This window comes from Achromobacter pestifer (assembly GCF_902859625.1).
Lineage (GTDB): Bacteria > Pseudomonadota > Gammaproteobacteria > Burkholderiales > Burkholderiaceae_B > Achromobacter > Achromobacter pestifer.
In genome coordinates, this window is sequence record NZ_CADIJX010000001.1 from 446699 (window position 1) to 469130 (window position 22432).

11 protein-coding genes are annotated in these 22432 nt (G+C 55.0%); 3 read left to right on the plus strand and 8 right to left on the minus strand.

The window, feature by feature from the left end:
* The first annotated feature begins 13 nt into the window (after window positions 1-13).
* From wecB to HV753_RS02065, 3 genes are read left to right on the plus strand one after another with little or no spacing between them, the layout of a single operon-like run.
* On the plus strand, window positions 14-1150 hold the full coding sequence (gene wecB / locus HV753_RS02055) for a non-hydrolyzing UDP-N-acetylglucosamine 2-epimerase (RefSeq protein WP_175172759.1): 1137 nt from the start codon (window positions 14-16) through the stop codon (window positions 1148-1150).
* Window positions 1147-2661, plus strand: a complete 1515-nt coding sequence (locus HV753_RS02060) for a capsular polysaccharide export protein, LipB/KpsS family (protein ID WP_175172760.1) — start codon at window positions 1147-1149, stop codon at window positions 2659-2661. The genes wecB and HV753_RS02060 overlap by 4 nt, the downstream gene beginning before the upstream one ends.
* Window positions 2661-4493, plus strand: a complete 1833-nt coding sequence (locus tag HV753_RS02065) for a glycosyltransferase (RefSeq protein ID WP_175172761.1) — start codon at window positions 2661-2663, stop codon at window positions 4491-4493. Before HV753_RS02060 ends, HV753_RS02065 begins: the two co-directional genes overlap by 1 nt.
* A 118-nt stretch (window positions 4494-4611) precedes the next feature.
* On the opposite strand, the gene HV753_RS02070 is transcribed toward HV753_RS02065, so the two are convergent.
* The 8 genes from HV753_RS02070 to HV753_RS02105 all read right to left on the minus strand — a co-directional run bounded on the left by HV753_RS02070 (window position 4612) and on the right by HV753_RS02105 (window position 21837).
* Window positions 4612-6138 (minus strand): hypothetical protein, encoded by a 1527-nt coding sequence (locus HV753_RS02070; RefSeq protein ID WP_175172762.1) that lies wholly within the window; start codon window positions 6136-6138, stop codon window positions 4612-4614.
* 72 nt (window positions 6139-6210) lie between these two features.
* Window positions 6211-7344 carry a capsule biosynthesis protein gene (locus tag HV753_RS02075; protein ID WP_246288119.1) on the minus strand — a complete coding sequence of 378 codons (1134 nt, stop codon included), beginning with the start codon at window positions 7342-7344 and terminating at the stop codon, window positions 6211-6213.
* 185 nt (window positions 7345-7529) lie between these two features.
* Window positions 7530-9596: a capsular polysaccharide biosynthesis protein gene (locus HV753_RS02080; protein WP_246288120.1), complete on the minus strand. Its 2067-nt coding sequence runs from the start codon at window positions 9594-9596 to the stop codon at window positions 7530-7532.
* Window positions 9597-9615: 19 nt separating this feature from the next.
* The gene (locus HV753_RS02085) at window positions 9616-10575 is read right to left on the minus strand and encodes a KpsF/GutQ family sugar-phosphate isomerase (RefSeq protein ID WP_175172763.1); all 960 of its coding nucleotides are present in this window, start codon (window positions 10573-10575) and stop codon (window positions 9616-9618) included.
* A 48-nt stretch (window positions 10576-10623) separates the two neighbouring features.
* The gene (kdsB, locus tag HV753_RS02090; protein ID WP_175172764.1) at window positions 10624-11919 is read right to left on the minus strand and encodes a 3-deoxy-manno-octulosonate cytidylyltransferase; all 1296 of its coding nucleotides are present in this window, start codon (window positions 11917-11919) and stop codon (window positions 10624-10626) included.
* 10 nt (window positions 11920-11929) lie between these two features.
* A complete protein-coding gene (gene kdsA, locus HV753_RS02095) occupies window positions 11930-12784 on the minus strand; it encodes a 3-deoxy-8-phosphooctulonate synthase (RefSeq protein WP_175172765.1) in 855 nt (284 codons plus the stop codon).
* An 81-nt stretch (window positions 12785-12865) separates the two neighbouring features.
* Window positions 12866-14197, minus strand: coding sequence for an aminotransferase class I/II-fold pyridoxal phosphate-dependent enzyme (locus HV753_RS02100; protein ID WP_175172766.1), 1332 nt, complete (start codon window positions 14195-14197; stop codon window positions 12866-12868).
* A 20-nt stretch (window positions 14198-14217) separates the two neighbouring features.
* On the minus strand, window positions 14218-21837 hold the full coding sequence (locus tag HV753_RS02105; RefSeq protein ID WP_175172767.1) for a type I polyketide synthase: 7620 nt from the start codon (window positions 21835-21837) through the stop codon (window positions 14218-14220).
* Between the last annotated feature and the right edge of the window lie 595 nt (window positions 21838-22432).

The following is a 22432-nucleotide window of genomic DNA, read 5'->3' on the forward strand; positions in this document are numbered from 1 at the left end:
TGTATTTATTGGGATGATCAAAGTGAAGGTTCTTGTGGTGTTTGGTACGCGACCGGAAGCCATTAAAATGGCTCCCCTTGTTCATGAGTTTCGGAAGATGTCTCATCGCATTGAGTTGCGTGTGTGCGTTACCGCGCAACACCGAGAGATGTTGGACCAGGTGCTGTCAATATTTGATATCTCGCCGGACTATGATTTAGACCTTATGAAGGCAGGTCAGACACTTACTGACATCACGACCTCCATTTTGCATTCGATGCCAGCAGTCCTGGATGATTACAAGCCCGATTGGGTCCTCGTTCATGGGGATACTACTACGACGTTTGCAACTGCTCTTGCATGCTTCTATAAGCATGTGAAGGTTGGTCATGTTGAAGCAGGTCTTCGCACAAATGATATCTATTCGCCGTGGCCTGAGGAGGCCAATCGCAAGTTGGCGTCGGTCCTTACGGCAAGACATTTTGCGCCTACGCTAGAGTCGGAGCGGAATCTCTTGTCGGAAGCAGTTCCTGAACGAAACATTGTAGTTACTGGTAATACAGTGATTGACGCTTTACTGCTTACAGTAGACCGTATCAAGAATGACAAGAGTCTTGAGCAGACGTTGCAGAAGAAATTCTCCTTTTTGGAAAATTCAGAGAAAAATATACTGGTCACTGTCCATCGTAGAGAGAACTTGGGCAGGAATATTGCCAATATTTGCGAAGCTATAGGCAGAATTGCAAAGGCTCGGAAGGATGTGGCGTTTGTTTGTCCGGTGCATTTGAATCCTTCCGTTCAGCAAGCTTTCAAGGGCCGGCTTGGTGCAACAAAGAATGTGCATCTTATTGCGCCACAAGATTATCTGGATTTTGTTTATTTAATGCAGAGATCAACTTTCATTCTATCGGACTCAGGAGGCGTTCAAGAGGAAGCTCCTTCTCTGGGTAAGCCTGTCCTGGTTTTGCGGGATGCGACCGAGCGCCCGGAAGCTGTCGAAGCTGGAACGGTGCGACTAATAGGATGTGAGATCCGACAAGTTACAAATGCGGTGAACGAGCTTCTTGATGATGCTGAGATTTATAAAGCCATGGCAATGGCTAAGAATCCATACGGCGACGGTACGGCAGCCATGGCAATTGTTAATAGCTTTGTGAGAGATTTGACGTGATTATTTTTTCGGATAAAGCGAACTTCAAAAGAGACAATTTTCCTGCCCTTTTTGACTTTTTGGACGGGCACTCCATTGAGTATGGATATGATGAATCTAATGATGATCTGAAGAAGGCGTGGGGTGTTTACGATTATGCCAGATTCTCACAGGAGCATCGTGCTATTGCTGAGTCTGACGTCGGCTCCTATCTTGGCGTAGACCTTCACGAATGCTTGAAGGACGAAATTTTCAGTAGGTACGCTCTGCATAACGACTGGAGTCTTTCCAAGAAGCAGTCTGAAAGCGAATTGTTGGAATTTCTGAAAGAGTATTTTCCTGATGAGTTTCGAAATTGTCGTGCTGTCGCATGCTTTTGGATTGACTATTGGGATCAACTATTTTCGAAGCTTAAGCCGGTTGCTGCTATGTCGTTTGGCGGCAACCTGATCTATTCAAAGATATTTCTTGCTGTCGCAAAGAAAAGGGCCGTGCCAGGATTTGTCTTGGAGCATTTCTTTACGGGGCACGATTTTTATTTAGAGCCAAGGTATTCGTCCCTGCCGAATTCAAGTTTCCTGCGTAGCAAGAAATTTACCGAGGCTTTAAATATAAAGCGGTCAACGCCTGATTCAGAAGTATGGAAGAAGATATACTCTCAAAGCAATAAAAATGTATCGCAACCCGCGTTTACTTCTTGCAAGCTCCGAAATTATGCCTTAGTGTTGGCTCAGGTTCCGAATGATTTTTCTATTTTTTCCAAAACAAATAAATGGAAAAATTCTATAGGTTTTTACAAAGAGGTGATTTCTGAGATATTGGATTTCACCGAAGATCCTGTGGTCATCAAGGTTCATCCCTACGAGAGAATGAAGAATAAGGGTGCTTCCATAAGTACCTTTGATGCTATTAAGGACTATCGTGAGCAGCTAACGCATGCAAAACGCGAGCGATTACACATAGTTGAAGATTATTCGCTCTCCGGATTGATATCAGGCTGCAAATATGCAGTTACGCTCAATTCTCAATCTGGTTTAGAGGTCGCGGGTCATGCGAAGCCGTTGATTTGCTTCGGCGGGGCATTCTACGGTGATCGAGGCTTCACGATCGATTTGACTGAGATTTCTCAGATTCGAGAGGTTGTTCCGAATCTTAAATTCTCTGAAGAACTGCTTCGCTCCTATTCAAAATTCCTTAGTGCTGCATTTTCTCATCTTGTCGGATCAGGCGAGGTTGAGAAAGTAAGGCTAATTTTCTCGAATATAAATTTGAGAAAGCGGAAGATTGGCGGTGCCGCCCCGGCCAAGCTCGGAAATGCGAGCGGCCCCATTGTTCTGGCCAAGCCTCAAAGCTCTCTAACGCCATCTGTGGCGCCGAAGGTGGCGAGCAAAGGTGGAAATAGTGGGGCAATGCAAAAAGGCGCGACCGATAGGCAAGGAAAGCTGTGGAAGAAATTCAAGAAGGATCCGCGGGGGTATTGCCTGGACAGCAAACATGCGGTTTTGAGATTCATTGGTAGGAAGATTCTATAATGCTTGGTACGATATTTGTCGATAACTCCTATGCGGCGGATTATGAGTCGCCATTGTTTCCGTTGTTTTTTTCGGAGATTGCTGATCGGTTTAAGGTTACAAGCACATTTTCCGAACTAGACTCCGCTAAATTTCCTATTTTAACCAACATTACAGAGTATGTTGCCAAGCGCCTAGCGAAGAGTGCAAAGAGCAGATATGGCTTGATTCTTGATGGTCGAAAGAACTGGAGTGATTGGTTCCGGGTTGTGGCGGGTGCTGAGTTTGTCCTTTTGATTGGTGGAAATGGCGGGATCGAGAAACTCAATCATGTCAGGCAGCTGGGATGGATTGTTCCGTCTATAGGGCAAACGCAGAATCGTTGGCCTGTAACTGATCTCGTCTCTCTTGATGATTTGTATTCTGACCTACTGGACGGTGCATCAATCCCCTCTCGCTTGTATGTTTTCTACGGCAACATCATGGCCGCGGTGCAGTCGTATGCAGAGCGCTTTGCACAGATTGACGTAGAGCTGCGCTTTTTGAAAGCAAATGCGGATATGTTCTCGGCTATATGTAGAGACGGTGTCGACGTCTATCATCCGTCGTCGGACATGCTTACCGCGATTTCGGCGCAGGATGCTTATGATGGGAAGGATGGTACCGGTCTGATCAATGCTCAGGCATTTGCAGAGCTTCTTGATGAGCAGATCGGGCAGGCTACTGTTATTGACGTTGAGCGGGAGATTGTTAATATTATTTGCTTCCGGCCCACCTATCTCTTTTTGGATTTAGTTCGTCGTTTTGAGGCGGTCGGTTGTGTCGTATCAGATTTTCCGCTAGAGAACGCAAAATCTTATATCTGGATGCGACCGCAAGAGATTTGGCACTACGAAGCGTTAATTGAAGGAAAGACGCATAAAGAGATTTCTGCGACTTATCTGCGAGGATTCCAAGACGAACCTTCGAAGAATATTAATGTTGAAGACTTGCTGCGCCGTTCAGTAGCTATTCACCATGGGACGTGTTACGAACCGTTATATCAGTTTGACTACGAGCGATTGGCGCGCAGCCTCCGGTTGGTGAATCGTGTGGTCGGTGTGTGTGAGTTCGAAGAGTGCTATGGGCCAAGTCACGAAATAGCGAATCGGACCAATTTTGAGTTCGTACCGATTGGGTATGATCACAAGCTTTTCAATGAGACTCACCGAAAAACTGAAGCACTGGAGCCTGCTACAAAACTGAAGCTTGGCTTCGTCGGTAGGGCATACGGGACCTTTGACAAGGAACAGCTTGGTAGAAGCCGATTGGCAGAGCCTAAAGGTTATCGAAAAGGCGGAGATCTACTATTAGATGTTGCGCTTCGGTTGAAGAGTCGTGGTGTTCCATTCGAATTGCATATAGTAGGCCAAAATTGGGAGCATTTAGTAGATTTGCTAGACCGGTATGCCATTGAGTATGTGTACTATGCGAGAGATAGAAACATCACATACGAAGACTATCCCTCGGTATATGCAAAGATGGATGCGCTAATGATCACGGCACGATGCGAAGGTGGGCCTGTGAGTGCAATCGAGGCATTGTCACTTGGGGTGAAGATCATCAGTACTAATGTTGGTGTCGTTCAGTTCCTAGAAAAGCACATGCAAGGGACTGATGGGTGCTCGGTTTTCGATTATGACAAAAAATGGCACATTGCTGAAAGCGAGTTGGCGGTGATCGCTGTGGAAGAATTGTATAAGAACGGTCGTTCCAAAGAAGATATAGCGAAGACCCATGGCCGGATTGCAGATTTTACAACGGATGATTGGGTGAGAAGAATTAGTAAATTGGCTCATCTTGTAGATGCGTAGTTTCCGGAAATATTAATTCTTTATTTCGCTGGAAATTTTATAGCCACTTTACCCATAAAAATAAATGAGGCACCATTTTAGGTGCCTCATTTATTTTGATCAATATAAATATTAAGTCTTAAGGAAGGCCCATTGGGAAATATCCAATGACTAATTGCAAATTTGTTATCTTTACTCTTTTTGGCTTTGAGTCTATACCAACATTTATACGAACAAATAATCGATCTGGATGCTGTTCATCGACAGAAGGAAAGAGTTCCAGAGCGGATAGCGTTCGCCATCGTTGAGGTGTGGCTTTGGCAGAGTTTGTATGATGATAACCGCCGGAGCTAAAGCCCCCAAGGGATATTAAGGCGTCACCCGCTGAGGTATACACGTCAGCGGAGAGCGTTAGGTATTTGCCCTTCATACTAATACATGTTTCTACTGTCGGCAGTAATGAGAAATTTAGGAACGTATTGTTGGTTTCGGTTTTTCTAAGTTGAATATCAAGAAAGTCTATCGATCCCGAAACATCAATTTCTGTTGTTTCTTGAGCGCGAATTTTCCAATTGTTATTTATGAATTGATCGTTTTTGAGATTTTTCTGAGGGCAGTCTATCAAGCAACTGTCGATAGAAATAAGGTTATCCTCTGCCGAGGGGATGGGGGAAAGTAGGCGCCAGCGCTTACCATCGAATGTGCAGTGTGCACCCGAAAGGCGGTCGCCTATATACAAACCAATATTAGAAAAGAATACGGTCGCGCCTGGACTCTCATATTGATGACGCAGTTGCCAGAGTGCCTGATGAGTCATTTCGAATGTCAGCATTGGGTGTTGCACACGATTACGTTGCTGCTCTTTTCTACGCTTGTTCTCGAGATGTCCATCTCTTTGAATAAACTGTTCTTCTATGTGATTTACATTCAGGACTTGACGATAATTACTGACGAGCGCAGTTGCTGCATAGACGTTCTCAATCTCGCGGCCAAACGGAAATGCGTGGCTATCTATGTCAAGTGTCTGAATTATAAGTTTCTTTTTTGACAATCTTGAGTTTGTTAGCAAGTTAAGATTTAAGACATCCATTTCAAGATGTCCGTGCACAATATAGATTACTGAGTCTTGCCAGAGTTCTTCGGCAAGCTCGTCTATATTGATATGCTTCCCTTTCAAATCGGAGATGTGTGCCTTTAGCTCCGGCCAAGAATGTTCCCGTGTCATGTCCAGGTTGATCTGCGGATTGGCGACAATCGCATTAGCATTTAACCGAAGCGCGTGCAGTACTGCCCCGTATCCGGACATTGATGAGCCAAAAAAGAAAACATTTTCGGGCGAGTACTCTTCCGTATATTTTCGAAATATGCTGCTGAATACTTCGCCGTAATCGTGATCGAGGTACCAAGTATTAAAAGGATCCGCTATAAAGAGAAGGTCATACTTCTGGTCCTCAAGAAATGACCGCATGGCAAGATAGTTTGTGCCTTGATTGTGCGTACTCATTACAATCAGAAGCTGATTTTTCGTACTCTCTTTGAGTGGAACATATAGAATTTTTTTTCCGAGGATTGTTATCTCGTTCTTAGCTATGATCTCCGCTAGGTCCAAGCCTCTGGGGCGAACGCTGGCCGCTATAGGGAGAGGTTGTGTATCTGCTGTTGTCATTTGTCTAATTGTGATTTGTGTTGCTGGACAGATGATATTGCTAGATTATGCTGATCAATGCAACGAAGTGCATTAATTTATGTGGCTAATTTCTGATGAGAGTTCTTTCGGGCGTATAGTGAGGCGGTGTATGCTATTGGCAACAGCCAAATCTATACCCGCTCTCGAATAGAATCCGCCATTTATTTGAGATTTATTTACAACTACGTCTCGGAAATTTCGGAAAAGCCCAGCGTCTGGCTTGGACTTTTTAGTCCAGAAATGATCAATGCCATCTTGAAATGTGAGCCCCGGTAGATTGTAGATGGCTTTTCCGAGAGCAATGGTCGGGCGGCCATGGACTAGTGCGGAGCCTCCCACTGTACTATTGACGGTGATCACGCCAGCAGTATGAGAAAGTAGGGCGGGGAGGTTTCCGCTTTCCAAGTAAAAGACGCGATTTTTTATTTTTAGGTCTTTTGCTAAGGCTTTCAGTATCGATTTATAGTTGATCAGTCCTGGATCAAGCGGATGGATCTTTACGGCGAGAAAGGAGTTCTTTGGTGCAAACATGGAGAATGAATTTATGACCTGAATCATCACATCACTCATGTTCCTATACGGAGAATGGTGCACGATCTGCGCGTCATTGGCTAGTTGTAATGGCAACAAATAGAACGGATTTGTTTCGCTTTCAGCGATTAATTTTGTTTCTATCTGCCTAGAGTTGCGATCTTGCCATTTAACTCGAACTCCCCGTCTCAGATAACCGATATACTCAGTTAGAGGCGAATATGGTACGTGGCTTTCCACCCCATGATGCAGAATTGCATTTAGCCCCGCCCAGAAGTTATATCCGACATCGTACGCTGCACGCTTCCAAAATGGCGAAGAAAATGCGATCCCGTTGTCGTAGTGCGGGATATTTCGCGCTTCTGTGCGATACCAATCTGGATCGCGCGAAAGTCTTGAGTTTGCGTTTACGCCATCTCGTTCTAGTGTTATCCAGTACGGACGAAAATATCCTTCCTCGAATACGTGCACACGTATTTTGTGCAGCTTTGCTTGTTCAATGGCAGGCCGATGTACAGGCCTACAGTCTCCGAAGAGTACAACATCGGTGATGCCGTGGTCGCGGAACTGGCAAAAGTAGAATTCGGACAACTGCGCCATCGGTCCGCGATAGGAAACAGCCTCGCCGTTGTTCCAGTAGACACGATCTCCCACCGTGAAGTTGACTTTCCTTACACTATGGCCACACTCTCGCAATTTGGTTGCTAGGCGGGAAAAAAATGGCGAGCACACCCCTTGCAAGAATAGAAAGCGTTGCGTGATATGTGCGGCTCGAAGGGAAGGTGGCATGCCTGTCACGGGTGAGTTGCGTTCTCGTAAGTTGCGTTGTTTTGAATTTTTCAGCGTCTTAACAGGAAGCCTGCTTTTGCCCAAAGTCTCATTTTGTGCAACTGGCGCTGAAGGTAAGTTCTACGAACAGATGCGAGGCGCTTCTCTGCAATTAATTTGTCGCGTGTTCGGATGACCTGCATAATTGCTGCTTCACAGGTAGTATATCCGTTCAATTTCCAATCCCAATAAATGGGGTAGTGCAGCATGGCGCCAGCGACGAGTTCGTCAAGCGAGAGAGAGCGGCTGCGGCGCGCTATCGACATACGGTCTTGGGTGAGCCCCCAACCCGCGTAAAAGGGATTGCCATATACGACGACAACCTTCTCTCGCAATAATGCATCGAATCCGCTTAGCGAGGTCATCGTGTGGATTTCGTCCGACGCCTCGATACAGCTCACGATGGACACGTCTGTCTCAATTGCATCCGCGTATTGCAGCGCATGTGTGCGATGAATACGGCCAGTTCGATTACGAACCATGACGTCTGGATGCGGTTTGTAGACAATGAAGGCGTTGGGGTTTGATTCCCTTACTGCCTTTAATAGTGCGAGGTTGTCGCGGATGGTGCCACAGCCATACCTGATTGACGCATCGTCTTCAACCTGGCCTGGCACTAGTATGACGGTGCGTTTGGCCTGATGCCAGGTAGGTCGTTCGATAGGTTCGATGTTGTACTTTGTCAGTCGATGCTCGACGATCAAGCTTCGCACTGTCGCAGCGCGTTGTCGATCTTTGTCGCTGAATCGACGAGAATTCAGTAATTGTTCCAGATCGTTAGGCTGCCTTGCGTCGAAATATAGGCCTTGAGTATCGAGCACAAGGGAATGTGGTGGAATAAAGTCAGAACCCAAACCTACAGAGCGTATGAAGCCGTCCTCCATACGCATAAGCGAGGCACCTGATTCTGTGGCAAGGGATTCAATGCTGTTCGTTCGCGTTGCACCCCAGACAATTAAACGGTCTTCTGGGGTCGGGTGTAGTTTCGCAGCAGCTTCGGCATGGGGTACAAAATGGACGTGATGATTGGATTGCCCAAGGAAGGGCTTTACATTCTCCGCCTTCCAACGTCGATAGCCTATGGCGATGGCTCGGCCGGTTAGCGCGCTGTGCGTGCGCCGTTGAAGGCTTAGCCAGTCGATAACGTCGAAGATCGTGCCGCGTTCATGCGTCTCTGGATTCAGGTAACGGGAGTAGTGGAGATAGGCCGCTGCAAATAGCTCGTCCACCGAACGTGTGCGTGTACGCCTTGAACAGCTGAGCCTATCATCTGTACTTCCCCAGCCTGCGTACCATGGCATGCCGAAGCAGGACACCGGAATACCATGAAGGAGCGCCTCAAAACCCATGTGCGAAGTTACGACATACACTCTGTCCATGTGGCGTAACACGCTTGCTGGATTTGCGGGCTCCCTCAGCACGATTGTGCGCGCATCTGGTGCGATATCCGATAGGTAACCGCGTTTGGTGCCGCGACTAACTTCGGGATGGGTCTTTATATATATGGTTGCCCTAGGATTTTCCTGTCGAGCGGACGTCAACATGGTGTTGAAGGTCTGGGAGTTGGCCAATCCATGTTCCACGCTAGCATCACCAAAGGTCTGGTCGACGATTAATATGCGTGGTCCTTCGCTCTGGAACACATCTGGATCCAGATCGGGGGCCAAGTTGTACTTACTCAGCCCTTCCGACACGATGCGTTCGCGGGCTTCTAAATAGTCCGCCCCGTCACCAGAGAGAAGGTCCATGTTCGACGTTAGAATTTTCTCCAAGTATGAGGAGTGCCCCGCAGCATAGTAAATGCCTTCCGGGTCAACGACCAGAGATAAGGTAGGATGTTCCCGCCCTGTTCCGTAGGAACGTAGGAAACCGTCTTCCAGCCCAATGAATGGCAGTCCGTGTTTGGCTGCAAGCGCTCTGGGCCTTATCGTCGATGGTCGGAAACCCCATCCCACTAGTCCGTTCAGCTGACTTGTTGAGAGTTGGACGCCTGCTCGCAACAATACGAGAGACTCGCCTAACAGGGCAGTCAATCCGGGTAGTTCAGCTATGGGGCGAGAAAAGGTTCCGAGCGGCACGGTTCAGGGGTCGTATTGATTACTGATCGGATTCAGATTGATCGACATCGAATATTTGTAGTACTCCAGTTACTAACTGATTTTTGTCGACTACGATAAGTTCTTTGATTTTTTCTTCGTGCATTAACTCTTCAGCGACGACGAGCCGCTCGGCTTGATTGATCGTTTTCGGAGTCTTCGTCATTATATCGGAGGCAGTCAAGGCGGTGCTGGCATCCTCCTTTTCAAAGGCACGGCGTATATCTCCATCGGTTATGACTCCGCGCAATTGGCCTGCATCCATGACAATGGCTAATCCAAGGCGGCCACGCGTGATTGTTTGAATGACATCTCGGAAACTCGCGTCGTGTGCGCAGAAAGGCAGCGCTCGCGAGTGCATTACGTCGGAAATGCGGGTCAGCAATTTGCGCCCTAAGCTGCCTCCGGGGTGGAAACGGGCAAAGTCCTCGGGCTGGAAACCTCGTGCGGTAGACAGGACAACAGCCAGCGCGTCGCCCATGGCGATCGTGGCGGTCGTTGAGCTCGTCGGCGCCAGGTTGTTGTTGCAGGCTTCGTGCGGCACCGAGATGTCCAGCGTGACATCAGCATGGCGTGCCAACGTCGAATTGACGTTGCCGGTCATAGCAATGACCAGATTTTTCTGATATTGCATGAACGGCAGTAGCCGTACCAATTCTTCTGTTTCACCGCTGTTGGAAATCATGAGTGCAACGTCGATAGGGCGGATCATGCCGAGGTCGCCGTGAAAGGCCTCGCCAGGATGGACAGAGAAAGACGGCGTGCCAGTTGATGCCAGCGTAGCGGCAATCTTCTTGCCGACAATGCCAGATTTTCCCATCCCGACAACTACAACTCGACCTTGCATCTTTAGGATGCTGTCGATTGCCTTCTTGAAGTCCCCATTCAAACGATTGCTCATTTGCTGAAGCGCTTCGATTTCGGTGGCGATCACGCCTCGTGCGGTATCAAGATAGTCCATGTTCAGTTCTTTCCGTTCTGCATTCTTAAATTGAGGTGCGTATACGTCTTATTGGCGCATATCGGCCATTACCTCTTGGTACCCATTGGCTTCTCGAAATACCGATCCCTTCCCTTGAGCGTCCAGAATGCTATCTGCGAGTTCACGGAAAGCACCGAGGCCGCCAGCAGTTCGCAGGACGTGTGTGGCCTTAGATTTGATATAGCTAGGCGCGTCGGCTACCGCAAAAGATCGGGAGCACGCAGCAAAGGCCGGGAGATCAATGCTGTCATCGCCTATGCAAACAGTTTGTGCAGCCGATACGCCAGCACGCTCCATCAATTGAAGGCTTGCGGCATATTTATCCTTGACGCCAAATGCACTCAGTGAAATTCCCAAATCCTGCACACGCTTGGTCAGCGCGGCGGAAGTTCGCCCTGACAGCACTGCAACGCGGATACCGGATTCCTCTAGTAGGCGCATGCCCAAGCCATCGCGCACATGAAAGGTCTTTAGGGCTTCGCCTTGCGAGTCATAGTGCAACTGGCCGTTGGTCAGAACTCCGTCGACATCAGTGATGACAAGGCGAACGTCGGCCAGTGAGGGAGCGACCTTGATAGGACGTCCGCTGATCAACGCGCGGACTCGCTCAAGGCATTGTGGGGTGTCGACGCCTGGGCCGGTTGGATCAACGCGAAAGGCGCGAATTCGCATGCCTGCGGCTAGCAAGCGAAGCTGTTCGAGTTTTTCTGTCTGTTCCATCCGTGGCTGAGATAAGGTCGCATACTGGATAACGACATCGCGCCGGTACGCATAGACGCCAACGTGCTTGAGATAGCCAGGTTTGGTGTCGTTGTCGCGTGGATAGGGGATAGGGGCGCGACTAAAGTAAAGGGCGTCACCGTTGTCGGCGAGTACCACTTTCACCGTATTGGGATCGAAAGCCTCGTTGGCTTCGATTTCATGGCAGAGCGTTCCCACGTGAACGTTGGGATCTGAGAGCATGCCTTTAATCAACAGGTCGATATCTGAAGGGCGAACCAAAGGTTCATCGCCCTGCAAATTGACGTAGATATCAGCTGACACGGACTGTATGACTTCGCTCAGGCGATCCGTACCCGATTGGTGATCGGTGGATGTCATCAAGACATGTCCACCAAACGCCTTAACGGCATCCGCTACTCGTAGATCATCTGTCGCGACTACGACGACGTGCGCCGCTGAAACTTCAAGGGCGCGATCGTGGACATGTTGAACCATGGGTTTGCCAGCAATGTCGGCGAGCGGCTTGCCGGGTAGGCGGGAAGAGTCATATCTTGCCGGGATAACAATCGCAACGCGCGGCGCTTGAAAAGGAGTGGTCATGTCTCTTTCTTCACTCGATGATAAGCGGCGGGAAAGACTTGACCAGATCGTCAATGGCTTTGACCTGAGTCAGATAGGCTTCCAGATGCTCCAATGGCAGGGCGCTCGGGCCATCACATTTTGCCTTGCTAGGTTCCGGATGAGCCTCTAGAAACAAGCCGGCCAGATTCAGTGCCATGGCCGAGCGGGCAAGCTCCGCACTTTGCGCGCGGCGACCGCCAGAAGCGGCGCCACCAGGATCCCGCTGCTGCAATGCGTGGGTTACATCGAAAATGATCGGGAGATTGCCGCTGGTCTGTTTCATCACTCCAAAGCCCAGCATGTCGACCACCAGGTTGTCATATCCGAAGCAGGAGCCACGGTCGCAAAGAATGAGCTTGTCATTGCCAGCTTCACGGAATTTCTCCACGATATGGCTCATTTGCGACGGGCTAAGGAATTGAGGCTTCTTGATATTGATGACCTTGCCGGTCTTGGCCAAGGCGACAACCAAGTCCGTCTGGCGGGCCAGGAATGCTGGCAATTGCAATACATCGGCAACTTCGGCAACCGTGGCTGCCTGCCAGGATTCGTGTACGTCGGTGATCACGGGGACGTCGAATTCGGCCTTCACCGCCTCGAAAATTCGCATGCCTTCGTCAAGCCCCGGCCCGCGGTACGAGTGAATCGACGATCGATTGGCTTTGTCAAAGCTGGCCTTGAAGACATACGGAATTCTCAGTTTCTGAGTGACGCGCACATACTCAGCGCAGGATCGCAGGGCGAGATCCTTGGATTCCAGGACGTTAATGCCTCCAAAGAGGACAAAAGGGGAATCATTGCTGACTTGGATGTTGTCACGAATAGTGATGACGTGCGCACTCATTGGATACTCCGTAGTTATTCTGATTTTGCGGGCTTACCTTGAAACATGCTTCGATGCATCGTTGGCCCGCGCGTGCAGGCTCTATAGCAGCTCACCCACGATTTTTACCGTGGCACGAACTTGCTCTTCCGTATGCATGCAAGAAATAAAAAACCTCAACCGCGCCGATTTCTCCGGCACCGCGGGGTAAAGAATTGGCTGCACGTTGATCCCTTGCTTGAACAACGCTGCTGACATGCGTGTCGCCTTCAACGAACTTCCCGTGATCGCCGGCACGACAGCCAGCCCGCAGCTCGTCCCCGTATCAATCCCCGCTGCCTTGGCCTGTTCCAGGAAATACTTCCCCCGCGCCTGCAACGTTGCCACTCGATCCGGCAGTTCCTTCATCCGTCGCAACGCCGCCAAGGACGCTGCCGCAACGCTAGGCGGCATGCCGACGCTATACAGAAAACCAGGCGCCAGGAACTTCAAATGCTCCACCAGCGCCGTCTCTCCTGCGATGTATCCGCCGCAGCCCGCCAGCGTCTTGCTCAGCGTGCCCATCCAGATATCGACGTCCTTGCCTTCCACGCCAAAGTGCTCGCGGATGCCATAACCGCGGGCGCCCATGACGCCTAGCGAGTGCGCTTCATCGACCATCAGAAAGGCGCGGTGCCGTTGCTTGATCTCGATGAAGCGAGGCAGGTCCGGGTAGTCGCCGTCCATGCTGTAGATGCCTTCCAGCACGATCAGCACCCGTTCAAATTGGTGGCGTTGCTCGTTCAGGATGGTGTCCAGCGCTTCCCAATCGTTGTGCGGGAAGGGCAGGCGGCGGGCGCCCGACAGTTGGATGCCTTGCAGGACGCTGTTGTGGATCAGTTCGTCATGCAGGACCAGATCTCGCGGGCCGAACAAGTAGCCGATGGTCGATACGTTCGTCGCGTGGCCGCTGACGAAGGTGATGGCGTCGTCCACGCCGTATAGCGCGGCGATTTCTCGTTCGAGTTCGCGGTGCACGGGACGTTCGCCCGAGACCAGGCGGCTGGCGGAGACCGAGGTGCCGTAGCGGTCGATGGCGGCTTTCGCCGCGGCCGTCACCACCGGGTCACCCGACATGTTCAGGTAGTTGTAGCTGGCGTAGTTGATGAACCCCTGGCCGCTGATTAGCGTATCGGCGCCAGCGGTGCCTTCGTGCAGCTTGAAGAACGGGTTCTTCACGCCCAGGCGCTTGGCGCCGTCGTTGATGATGCGCAGCTGCTGGTAGCCGGGATGCAGATGAAACCGGTAGTGTTCTTCCGGCACTTCAGCTTTCTTCTCGGCGGGGCGCACGGGCGCCTGGCCGCCAGGAGCCGTGGCCTGGCGCAGTTTGCGCTCCAAGGCCTGCTGGATCAGCTTGTCTTTGATGCCGGCCGCAAGGCCCGGCAACTTCTTCATGGTGCTCAATTAATTCTGGCCTACTGGATCATGCGTTGCATGGGGAGACTGCCGTTCATCTTGATTTCGTCGACGAAATCCGACACGGTGCCGGACCCGACTTCGGCTGCGTGGTTCGCAACGACTTGCTGAACGCTGGCGGCCACGGCGTCGCTTTGATCATCGTGTTCGTCGCGTAGCAGCAGCACCAGTCGTTCTGCCAGCTTGGCGGGCGTGGGGCTTTCATTGAGCGCCATCACCGGCAGGCGGATGCCGAAGCGGTTCTCCAATGCAACGACCAATTCCACCCCCATGAGTGAGTCCAGGCCCATGTCGTAGACCGAACGGGTGGCTTCGATCTTGTCCGAAGACACGCGCAGGATCTCGCCGATTTCTACCTTGAGCATGTCGGTGAAGCGTTCGTGCAGGGCGGCATCATCCAGCGTGGCGATCAGGTGGGCGATATCGTCAGCGCCGCCATCGTCGTCAGCGTTGTCGCCTGCCTGACGCGCGATTTCAGAGAACTTGGGCAGATTGGCCGTGGGAAGAAAGCGGCTAAGCGCGCGCCATTCGAGCTCCAGCACGCCAAGGCCCGACGTATCCGCGATCACCATGGCTTCAAGTGCATCCAAGGCGACTTGCGATGCCAGGGCACCACCGCCCATGCGGCCTTGCAGCGCGTCCTTGATCTTTTGGTTGCGGGCAAGGAAACCAACATCGTCGATGGCGCCCCAGCGCACGCAGGTGGCGGGAAGCCCTTCCGCTCGACGTTGGGCGGCCAGCCGCTCAAGCCAGCTATTGGCGGCGACGTAATTGCTTTGGCCGGGATTGCCGAACAAAGTCGTGGCGGACGAGTAGACGATGAATAGATCCAGCGGCAGGGCGCGAGTCAGTTCATGCAGGTGTTGGGCGCCAAGGACCTTGGCAGCGAGCGTGCGCTCAATCTGCGCAGGGGTCGTGCTGCGGGCCAGGCCGTCGTCGATCACGACCGCCGCGTGAACGATGCCCTTCAGGGGAGGCATGGTACCGGTGGTTTCGTTGAGCAAAGAGGCCAGTGCATGGCGATCGGTGACGTCGCAGGCGGCGGCGTGGACCCGCACGCCCTGGGCCTTGAACGCCGACAAGGCGGCTTGCGCGGCGTCGCTGGATGGGCCGCTGCGGCTGATCAGGATCAGGTTGCGGGCGCCCTTGTCGGTCAACCATTGGGCCGTGCGCAGGCCGAATCCACCCAGGCCGCCCGTAACCAGATAGGTGGCGTCAGCCGGCAGGCTAAGGCCGGAGGCTGCGTGGGGGGCTGGCGTGTGCACGCCGCTGATGCCGTTGCGGTAGGTGACGACGATCTTGCCAACTTGGCGAGCCTGCTGCATGTAGCGGAAGGCGTCGACGATGTTGTTCGCGTCAAAGACGGAATAGGGCAAGGGGTGCAGTACACCCTGGCGGAACAACGCCATCATCTGACCGAACAGGCGTTGGGTCAGGTCCGGGCGTTCGTTCATCAGTTGATCGGCATCGATGCCGAAGTAGCTGATGTTGTTGCGGAACGGACGCAGGCCGATGCGCGTGTTCTCGTAGAAGTCGCGCTTGCCCAGTTCCAGGAAACGTCCAAACGGTTTCAGGACGCGCAGATTGCGATTGATGGCTTCACCGGCCAACGAATTCAACACGACATCGACGCCACGACCACCCGTGTCGGCGAGGATCTCGTCTGCGTAGGAAAGCGAGCGCGAGTCATAGATATGGCGCACGCCCAACAGGCGCAGCAGGTCGCGCTTTTCGTCGGAACCGGCAGTGGCGTAGATGTCCGCGCCCAGCCATTGCGCAAACTGGATGGCGGCGATGCCGACGCCGCCGGCTGCACCGTGGATCAGGATCTTTTCGCCTTCTTCCAGCCGTGCCAGGTGGTGCAGGGCGTAGTAGACCGTGAAGAAGGTGCTGGGGATCGTGGCCGCGGCCTCGAACGAGAAACCCTCAGGGATATGCGAGATGGCGCTGGGCTTGGTGAGCACGCGGTCGCCGAAGCTGGCGGGGCCGAAACCCACGACGGCATCGCCCACGGCGTAGCCTTCCACGTCCGATCCAACCCGGATCACGGTACCCGAGAATTCCAGGCCCAGCGTCGGGCCGGCAAAGCCGTTTTCGATGGCTTCGTCGGACAGCAGGCCCAGCGCATACATGACATCGCGGAAGTTCAGGCCGGTGGCCTCGATGCGCACCTCAAGCTCATCGTCGGCGGGGGCAGGCGCGGGGCACGATTCCCAGCGCAGATTGCGCAGCTGGCCCGGGAACTCGAAGCCCAGGCGCACGGCTTGTGAGGCCTGGGCGTCGGCCACGGCGGGCGTTGGGCGTGAGGTCTGACGCAGGCGCGGGGCGTAACGTGCGCCGGTTTCGTCGAAGATGATTTCGTCTTCGCTATCGACGCAAGTGAACTCGCGCATCAAGGCATCGGTCAGGCTGCCGGCCTGGGCCAGCGGCAGATCAACCATCCGGATGCGGAAATTGGAGGCTTCGTTGGCCAGCGTGCGGCCATAGCCCCAAAGCGCGGCATCGTTCAGCGCGTGCATGGCGGCCGGCGAGTCGGGCGCTCGGCGTAGATACTGCACGGCATCCGCGGTGATCAGCCATACGGTCGCGGCCGTCTGCGTGCGTTCGCACGCTTGGATGACGGCAGCCGCTGTTGCGCAACGCCGGGTTTGCAGGGTGAGCAATTCGTCTGGTGTCTGGTGGGCGTCGGCCCAGGTCAGACCATCCAGGTGGATGACGTGGTTGACCGGACCCGTGGCACCGTTGCGCAGCAAGCCGTCCAGTTCGTCCGCCGCGGTCAGCGTGGCCAGGCGGACGTGATGTCCGGAGGCTCTCAACTTGGCTTCCAGCGACAGCGCCAATCCCGCGCCATGCTCGGGGTTGTGGTCGGCCAGGATCAGCCAATTTGCGGGGGTGTTTCCGGAATCGGCCTCTGGTGCGGCTGCTGAGGCTTGCTCGCCATCCAGACGAGCGGTCAACAAATACGCGCCGCTTGAGAACGACGGCGAGAATTCAAGCGGGCTGTCGCAGACGAACCCCAGCGATCGGAGTTCGTCCTGCCAGAAATCGGCGGGTTGCTGCGTGGACAGTTGTTCGCCGCCTTCTCCGGTTTGCCACCAATTCTGCCTGCCGCCAAACACGAAGTCGCCCCAGGCTGCCGGGTGGGCAGCGCAGAACAGCAAGACGCCATCCGCCCGCAGGCTGGCGCGCGCATGGCGCAAGGCCGCGCGGGCGGCTTCCAGCGTGTCGAATTCGCAATGGAAGATGGCCAGATCGTTCAGCGCCGTGGGAGCTACGCCGCCTTCGCCGATGAGCTCAGTCCGGGCATTGGGGTAGCGTTCAGACTGTTGATGGACGACGTGATCCAGCACGTCTGCGCTGTTCGATGCATAGCAGTAATCCGCGACGTTGAAATCCAGCGAGTCGCAGCAACTGAAGGCGAAAAGTGGTGCGGCCTGGCCCACTTCCAGGATGGCCAGGCGTTGGCCGGGCTGGCGATTGGCCTGTGCTTGTGCCAGTACGGTCTGCAAAGCGGTGCCCAGGCGTTGGCTGCTGGCGGCGCCTAGCGCGCTGCGGCTGATCGACGCGGGTGTGCTGGCACGGGGGCAAGTGGCGTCCAGTGTGGCTTCACCGCGTAACAGGGCAGGCAGGTGCAGGCCGATGCGGCCCACCGCATGGACGATCTGGGCGTAATCCGGATATTCACGCAGCAGCGTATTCCAGATGTCCGTGGTGCCGCTTTCATTGTCGCTGCGCAGCGGCAGATGGATGCCGGCGGCGCTGGCTTCAGCGTAGCCGGCGGCCGTCAGGCGCGAGATGGTGTGCTGGAGCAGTAGCGCGGAGTCGGGCGCGTAGCGGCTCAGTTCGAAGACCAGGGCTTGTGGCAGAAGCACGCCATCAGGCGCGATCTGACGCAGCGCATCCAGGGAGAAGCCGTCGCACAGGCTTTCCAGCAGGGGGTCGACTTCCTCGGCATAGCGGGCGTGCGAGCCATCTTCCATGCATTGCGCAAGCGCGCTGGACAGCACGGTGCGCAGCAGGTCGGCGTTCAGCGGATTGGGGCCAAACGGCGCATGCGGGCGTGGCGTGGCAACCGTATCCAGGAAGTTCAGGTGGTCGGCGGCCGGTTTGCGCAGGCGGATGCTGCGGAAACGGGCTTGCTCGACGGCCGCGATCTGTTCGCCGGCGGCGTTGTAGAGTTCGAAACTGGCAGTGAGCGAGTGAGGCGCGCGGCGTTCCAGCCGCACGCGGGCGGCCGCAGGCTGGCCGGCGTGCGCTCGCAGGCTCAGACGCCCGATCTTGGCCGGTACGAAGGCAATGCCCTGGCCCATCGCGGGATCATCGCGCAGCAATTGAATGATCAATTGGAAAGCGCAGTCGAGCAGCGCGGGATGCAGGTGTGTCGCGCCAAGTTCGCTTGCAATGCAAGGGTCGGCTTGCAAGACCGCCAGGACGCTGCTGTCGGATTCCATCCAGCCATGCGTCACGGCGCGGAAGGCTGGACCGTAGTCCAGGCCCACTGCGCGCGTCAGGGCATTATGGGTGTCGCCGGTAAAGTCGGGGGCACGGTTGGGCAGCGTCAGGGTGGGCTGGGTCAGCCGCGCTGGACGCGCTTCGCGCAGCAGGCGGCCGCTGGCATGCTTGCTCCACGGTTCCGTGCTGTTCGTGTCTTTGGCGTTGATGCGGAATCGGCCGTCGGAGTCGTCCAGCACAAAGCGAGTCAGCTTGCTGGGCGAGGCGTTCAGCAGCAGCGGGGCGTGGATTTCCAGCTCTTCAAGTTCGGCACAGTCGCCGTCTTGCCATTGCAGAGCCGCCGCCAGCGCGATTTCGGCGAAACCGGTGCCGGGGAAGACCACGGCATCGCCGACGACGTGGTCGGCCAGCGCCGGATGCGACTGGGTATCCAGCTGGTTTTCCCAGGTGTTCTCATGCTGCTGCAAGGCATAGCCCAGCAGCGGGTGTACGTGGCGCCGCGATAGCAGGCCAAGCGATTCTGCGGTGGTGGGATGCCAGTGGCGCTCGCGCTGCCATGGGTAGGTCGGCAGTTCGACCGCCGGGCCTTCCCAGGGAAAGAGCGATTGCAGATCGATCTGGCCGCCGCTGACGATGACTTGCCCGGCTGCCGTCCAGATTTTCTCGGGATCGTCGCCGCCGCGGGTGGCGGTGCTCAGTACGCGCCCGTGCATGTCGGCCGTCTTGAGCGTGTCGTTCAGGTAGGAACGCAGCAACGGGTGCGGGCCGACCTCGACGAAGATGTTATTGCCTTCGGCTGCCAATTGATTGGCGGCTTGCTCGAAGCGCACCGGCTCGCGCACGTTGTGCCACCAGTAATCGGCGGTCAACGCGGTGCCTTCCAGAAGCGCGCCGGTGACGGTGGAGTAGAAGGGGATGTCGTTCGCACGCGGTTGGATGCCGGCCAGCGCATCCTGGATGCCCTGTTCGATGGCATCCATCGCGGGGCTGTGGAAGGCGTAGTCCAGGTCCAGGCGACGGAAGAACAGTGCCTGCTCGCCCAGTGCGGCCTCAAGCAGGCTCAGGGCTTCCGGTGAGCCGGCCACGGTGGCGCCTCGGCTGCTGTTGAAGCCGGCCACGCACAGGCGGTCGCCCAGGTTGTGCTGGGCGATCAGCGCCAGCGTTTCTTCCCCGTTGATGCCAACAGCCGTCATGCGGCCCTGGCCCTTGGTTTCGCCTTGCAGGCGGCTGCGTTGGAAGATGACGCAGACGGCGTCGGGCAGGCTCAGCGCGCCGCAGGCCCAGGCCGCGGCGACTTCACCGACGCTGTGGCCAATGACGGCCGACGGCACAACGCCGCGTTGCGCCAGCATCCGTGTGATGCCTACCTGTAGCGCGAACAGGGCGGGTTGGGCGATTTCGGTGCGTTCGTAGCGGTCGTCGCCGTTTTCACCGGCCAATTCCTTGTGCAGCGAGAAATCGGCGTATTGCGAAAACAGGGCGTCGACTTCGTCGATGGCCGTGGCGAACACGGGATCGGACAACAGGCGTCGGCCCATGTTGGCCCACTGCGAGCCATTGCCTGAATAAACCATGACGGGGCCGCGCGCTTGCTTCAACGCGGTGCCGATCGTCACTTCGTGCCTGGGTTCGGCGTCGTCACCGAACTGCTGAAGCAGGTCGGCGATGGTATTGCATTGGGTGCCAAAGACGACGGCGCGTTCCGTGTGCCAGTCACGCCGCATCGCCGCATGATAGGCCGCGTTGTAAAGAAACTTGGCCGGCTGATCGCGCAAGACGGCTGCCATCTGAAGCGCAGCGGCTTTCAGGGCTTGGGGCGATTTGCCCGACACCAGCACCGGAATCGGCGCGGTCTTGGCCATTTTGCCTTCGACGGCCGGGCTGCGCGGAGGGGCGCTTTCCAGGATCACGTGGGCATTGGCGCCGCCGAAACCGAACGAATTCACGCCTACGACAAGCTTGCCTTTCTGGCGCAGCTTGCGGTTCTGGGTGACGACATCCAGATTCCAGTTCTGGAATTCAATCTTGGGATTGAGTGTTTTGATGCCAATGGTGGCTGGCACCTCGCGGTGGCGCAGCACGTACATGGCCTTGACCAGGCCAGCCACGCCCGAGGCCGCTTCCAGGTGGCCCAGATTGCTTTTGACCGAGCCGATGGGCAGCGGCGCGTCTTTGCCGCGCTGCTGCGCCAAGGCTGCACCGATGGCGCGGGTTTCGATCGGGTCGCCGACAGCCGTGCCGGTTCCGTGCGCTTCCAGGTAATCGATATTGGCGGGTGAAATGCCTGCCTGTTCGTAGACCTGGCGCATCAGCGCGGCCTGCGCGTCGGCGCTGGGCACGGTCAGGCCGGACTTGCGGCCATCGGTATTGACGGCTGATCCCGCCACGACGGCCAGGATGTTGTCGCCGTCGGCAACGGCTTGGTCATAGTCTTTCAACAGAAAGATGCCGCCGCCTTCCGACCGGACATAGCCGTCGCCCGCGGCGTCAAATACGTTGCAACGCCCGCGGGGCGACAACATCGATGCCTTGGAGAAGGTAATGAAGCCGTAAGGATGTAGGTGCAGACTCACGCCGCCGGCAAGGGCCTGGCTGCATTCGCCGGAAACGATGGCGCGGCACGCTTGGTGGAATGCCACCAGGGACGACGAGCACGCGGTGTCCATGGCGATGCTGGGGCCGCGCAGGTCGAAGAAATACGACAAGCGGTTGGCGGCGATGCTGGCCGTGTTGCCCGTCGCCATCGATGCATCGACGGCATTCAGGTCTTCGGCCAGGCGATAGGCGTAGTCAGAGCTGGCGATGCCTATATAGACGCCGCAATTCGTGCCGCGCAGGGTGGACGGTCGCACGCCCGCTTGCTCCATGGCTTCCCAGCTCATTTCCAGCAACAGGCGTTGCTGGGGGTCCATGAGCGCGGCTTCACGCGGGGAAATACCGAAGAAGCCGGCGTCGAACCCGGCAATGTCACCGATGGAGCCGGCGGCAAAGGTGTAGGCGGTGCCGGGATGGTCCTTGGCGGGGTGCAGATAGGCGTCGGCGGACCACCGGTCCTCGGCAACGCGGGAGACCAGGTCACGGCCCTCCAAGAGAGCAGGCCAATAGCTGTCCACGGTGGTGCTGGGGAATCGGAACGATAGTCCGATGATGGCAACGCGCTTAGCCATGCAGTGTCCTTCTAACCCCGTCGACGCCCGACGCGGTATATGAGTGCGGTCTCGCCGCAAGGGGAAATAGGGGCCGGTTGTGGCCTAGGTGCCGGAGTGGTCGACGCCTTGTCAATCAGACCAAGACTGAATCTGTGGCTGACGTTCAAGTGCGGCCGATACGGCCCGATTTGGCGGTTCTCCCTATTGCTGCCATCTCGAGGATGGCCCCCGTACTGTCTTGGACACTGCGTTGGCGCCGCTGCCGGAGCGCCATGAAAATGCTCGTTATGCTCATTACCTGATTTGTCTGTTTTCCTGTCCGACCAACAATGGCTTCTTCTCCTCTCGCGTTGCAAGCGGTGGGCCTTCGTATGATGTTCGCGCAGAAACAAATTGATTTTAATTGCGTGATTTTACTGTATTTGAAGGCTTCAACCGCCAAGCTCCCGGCGCGTGGAACCGCATGGCCTCGGGGGCAACGTACGCAACGGCCCTTTCATTTCGCTGTCTTAATGCTTCTGGGGGCGTAGGATATCAATCATTTGTAACTTGTATTGGGCAAGATTAATCAAAACGATTCAGGCGTGACGAAAATCGAGCCCATTACTGTCAA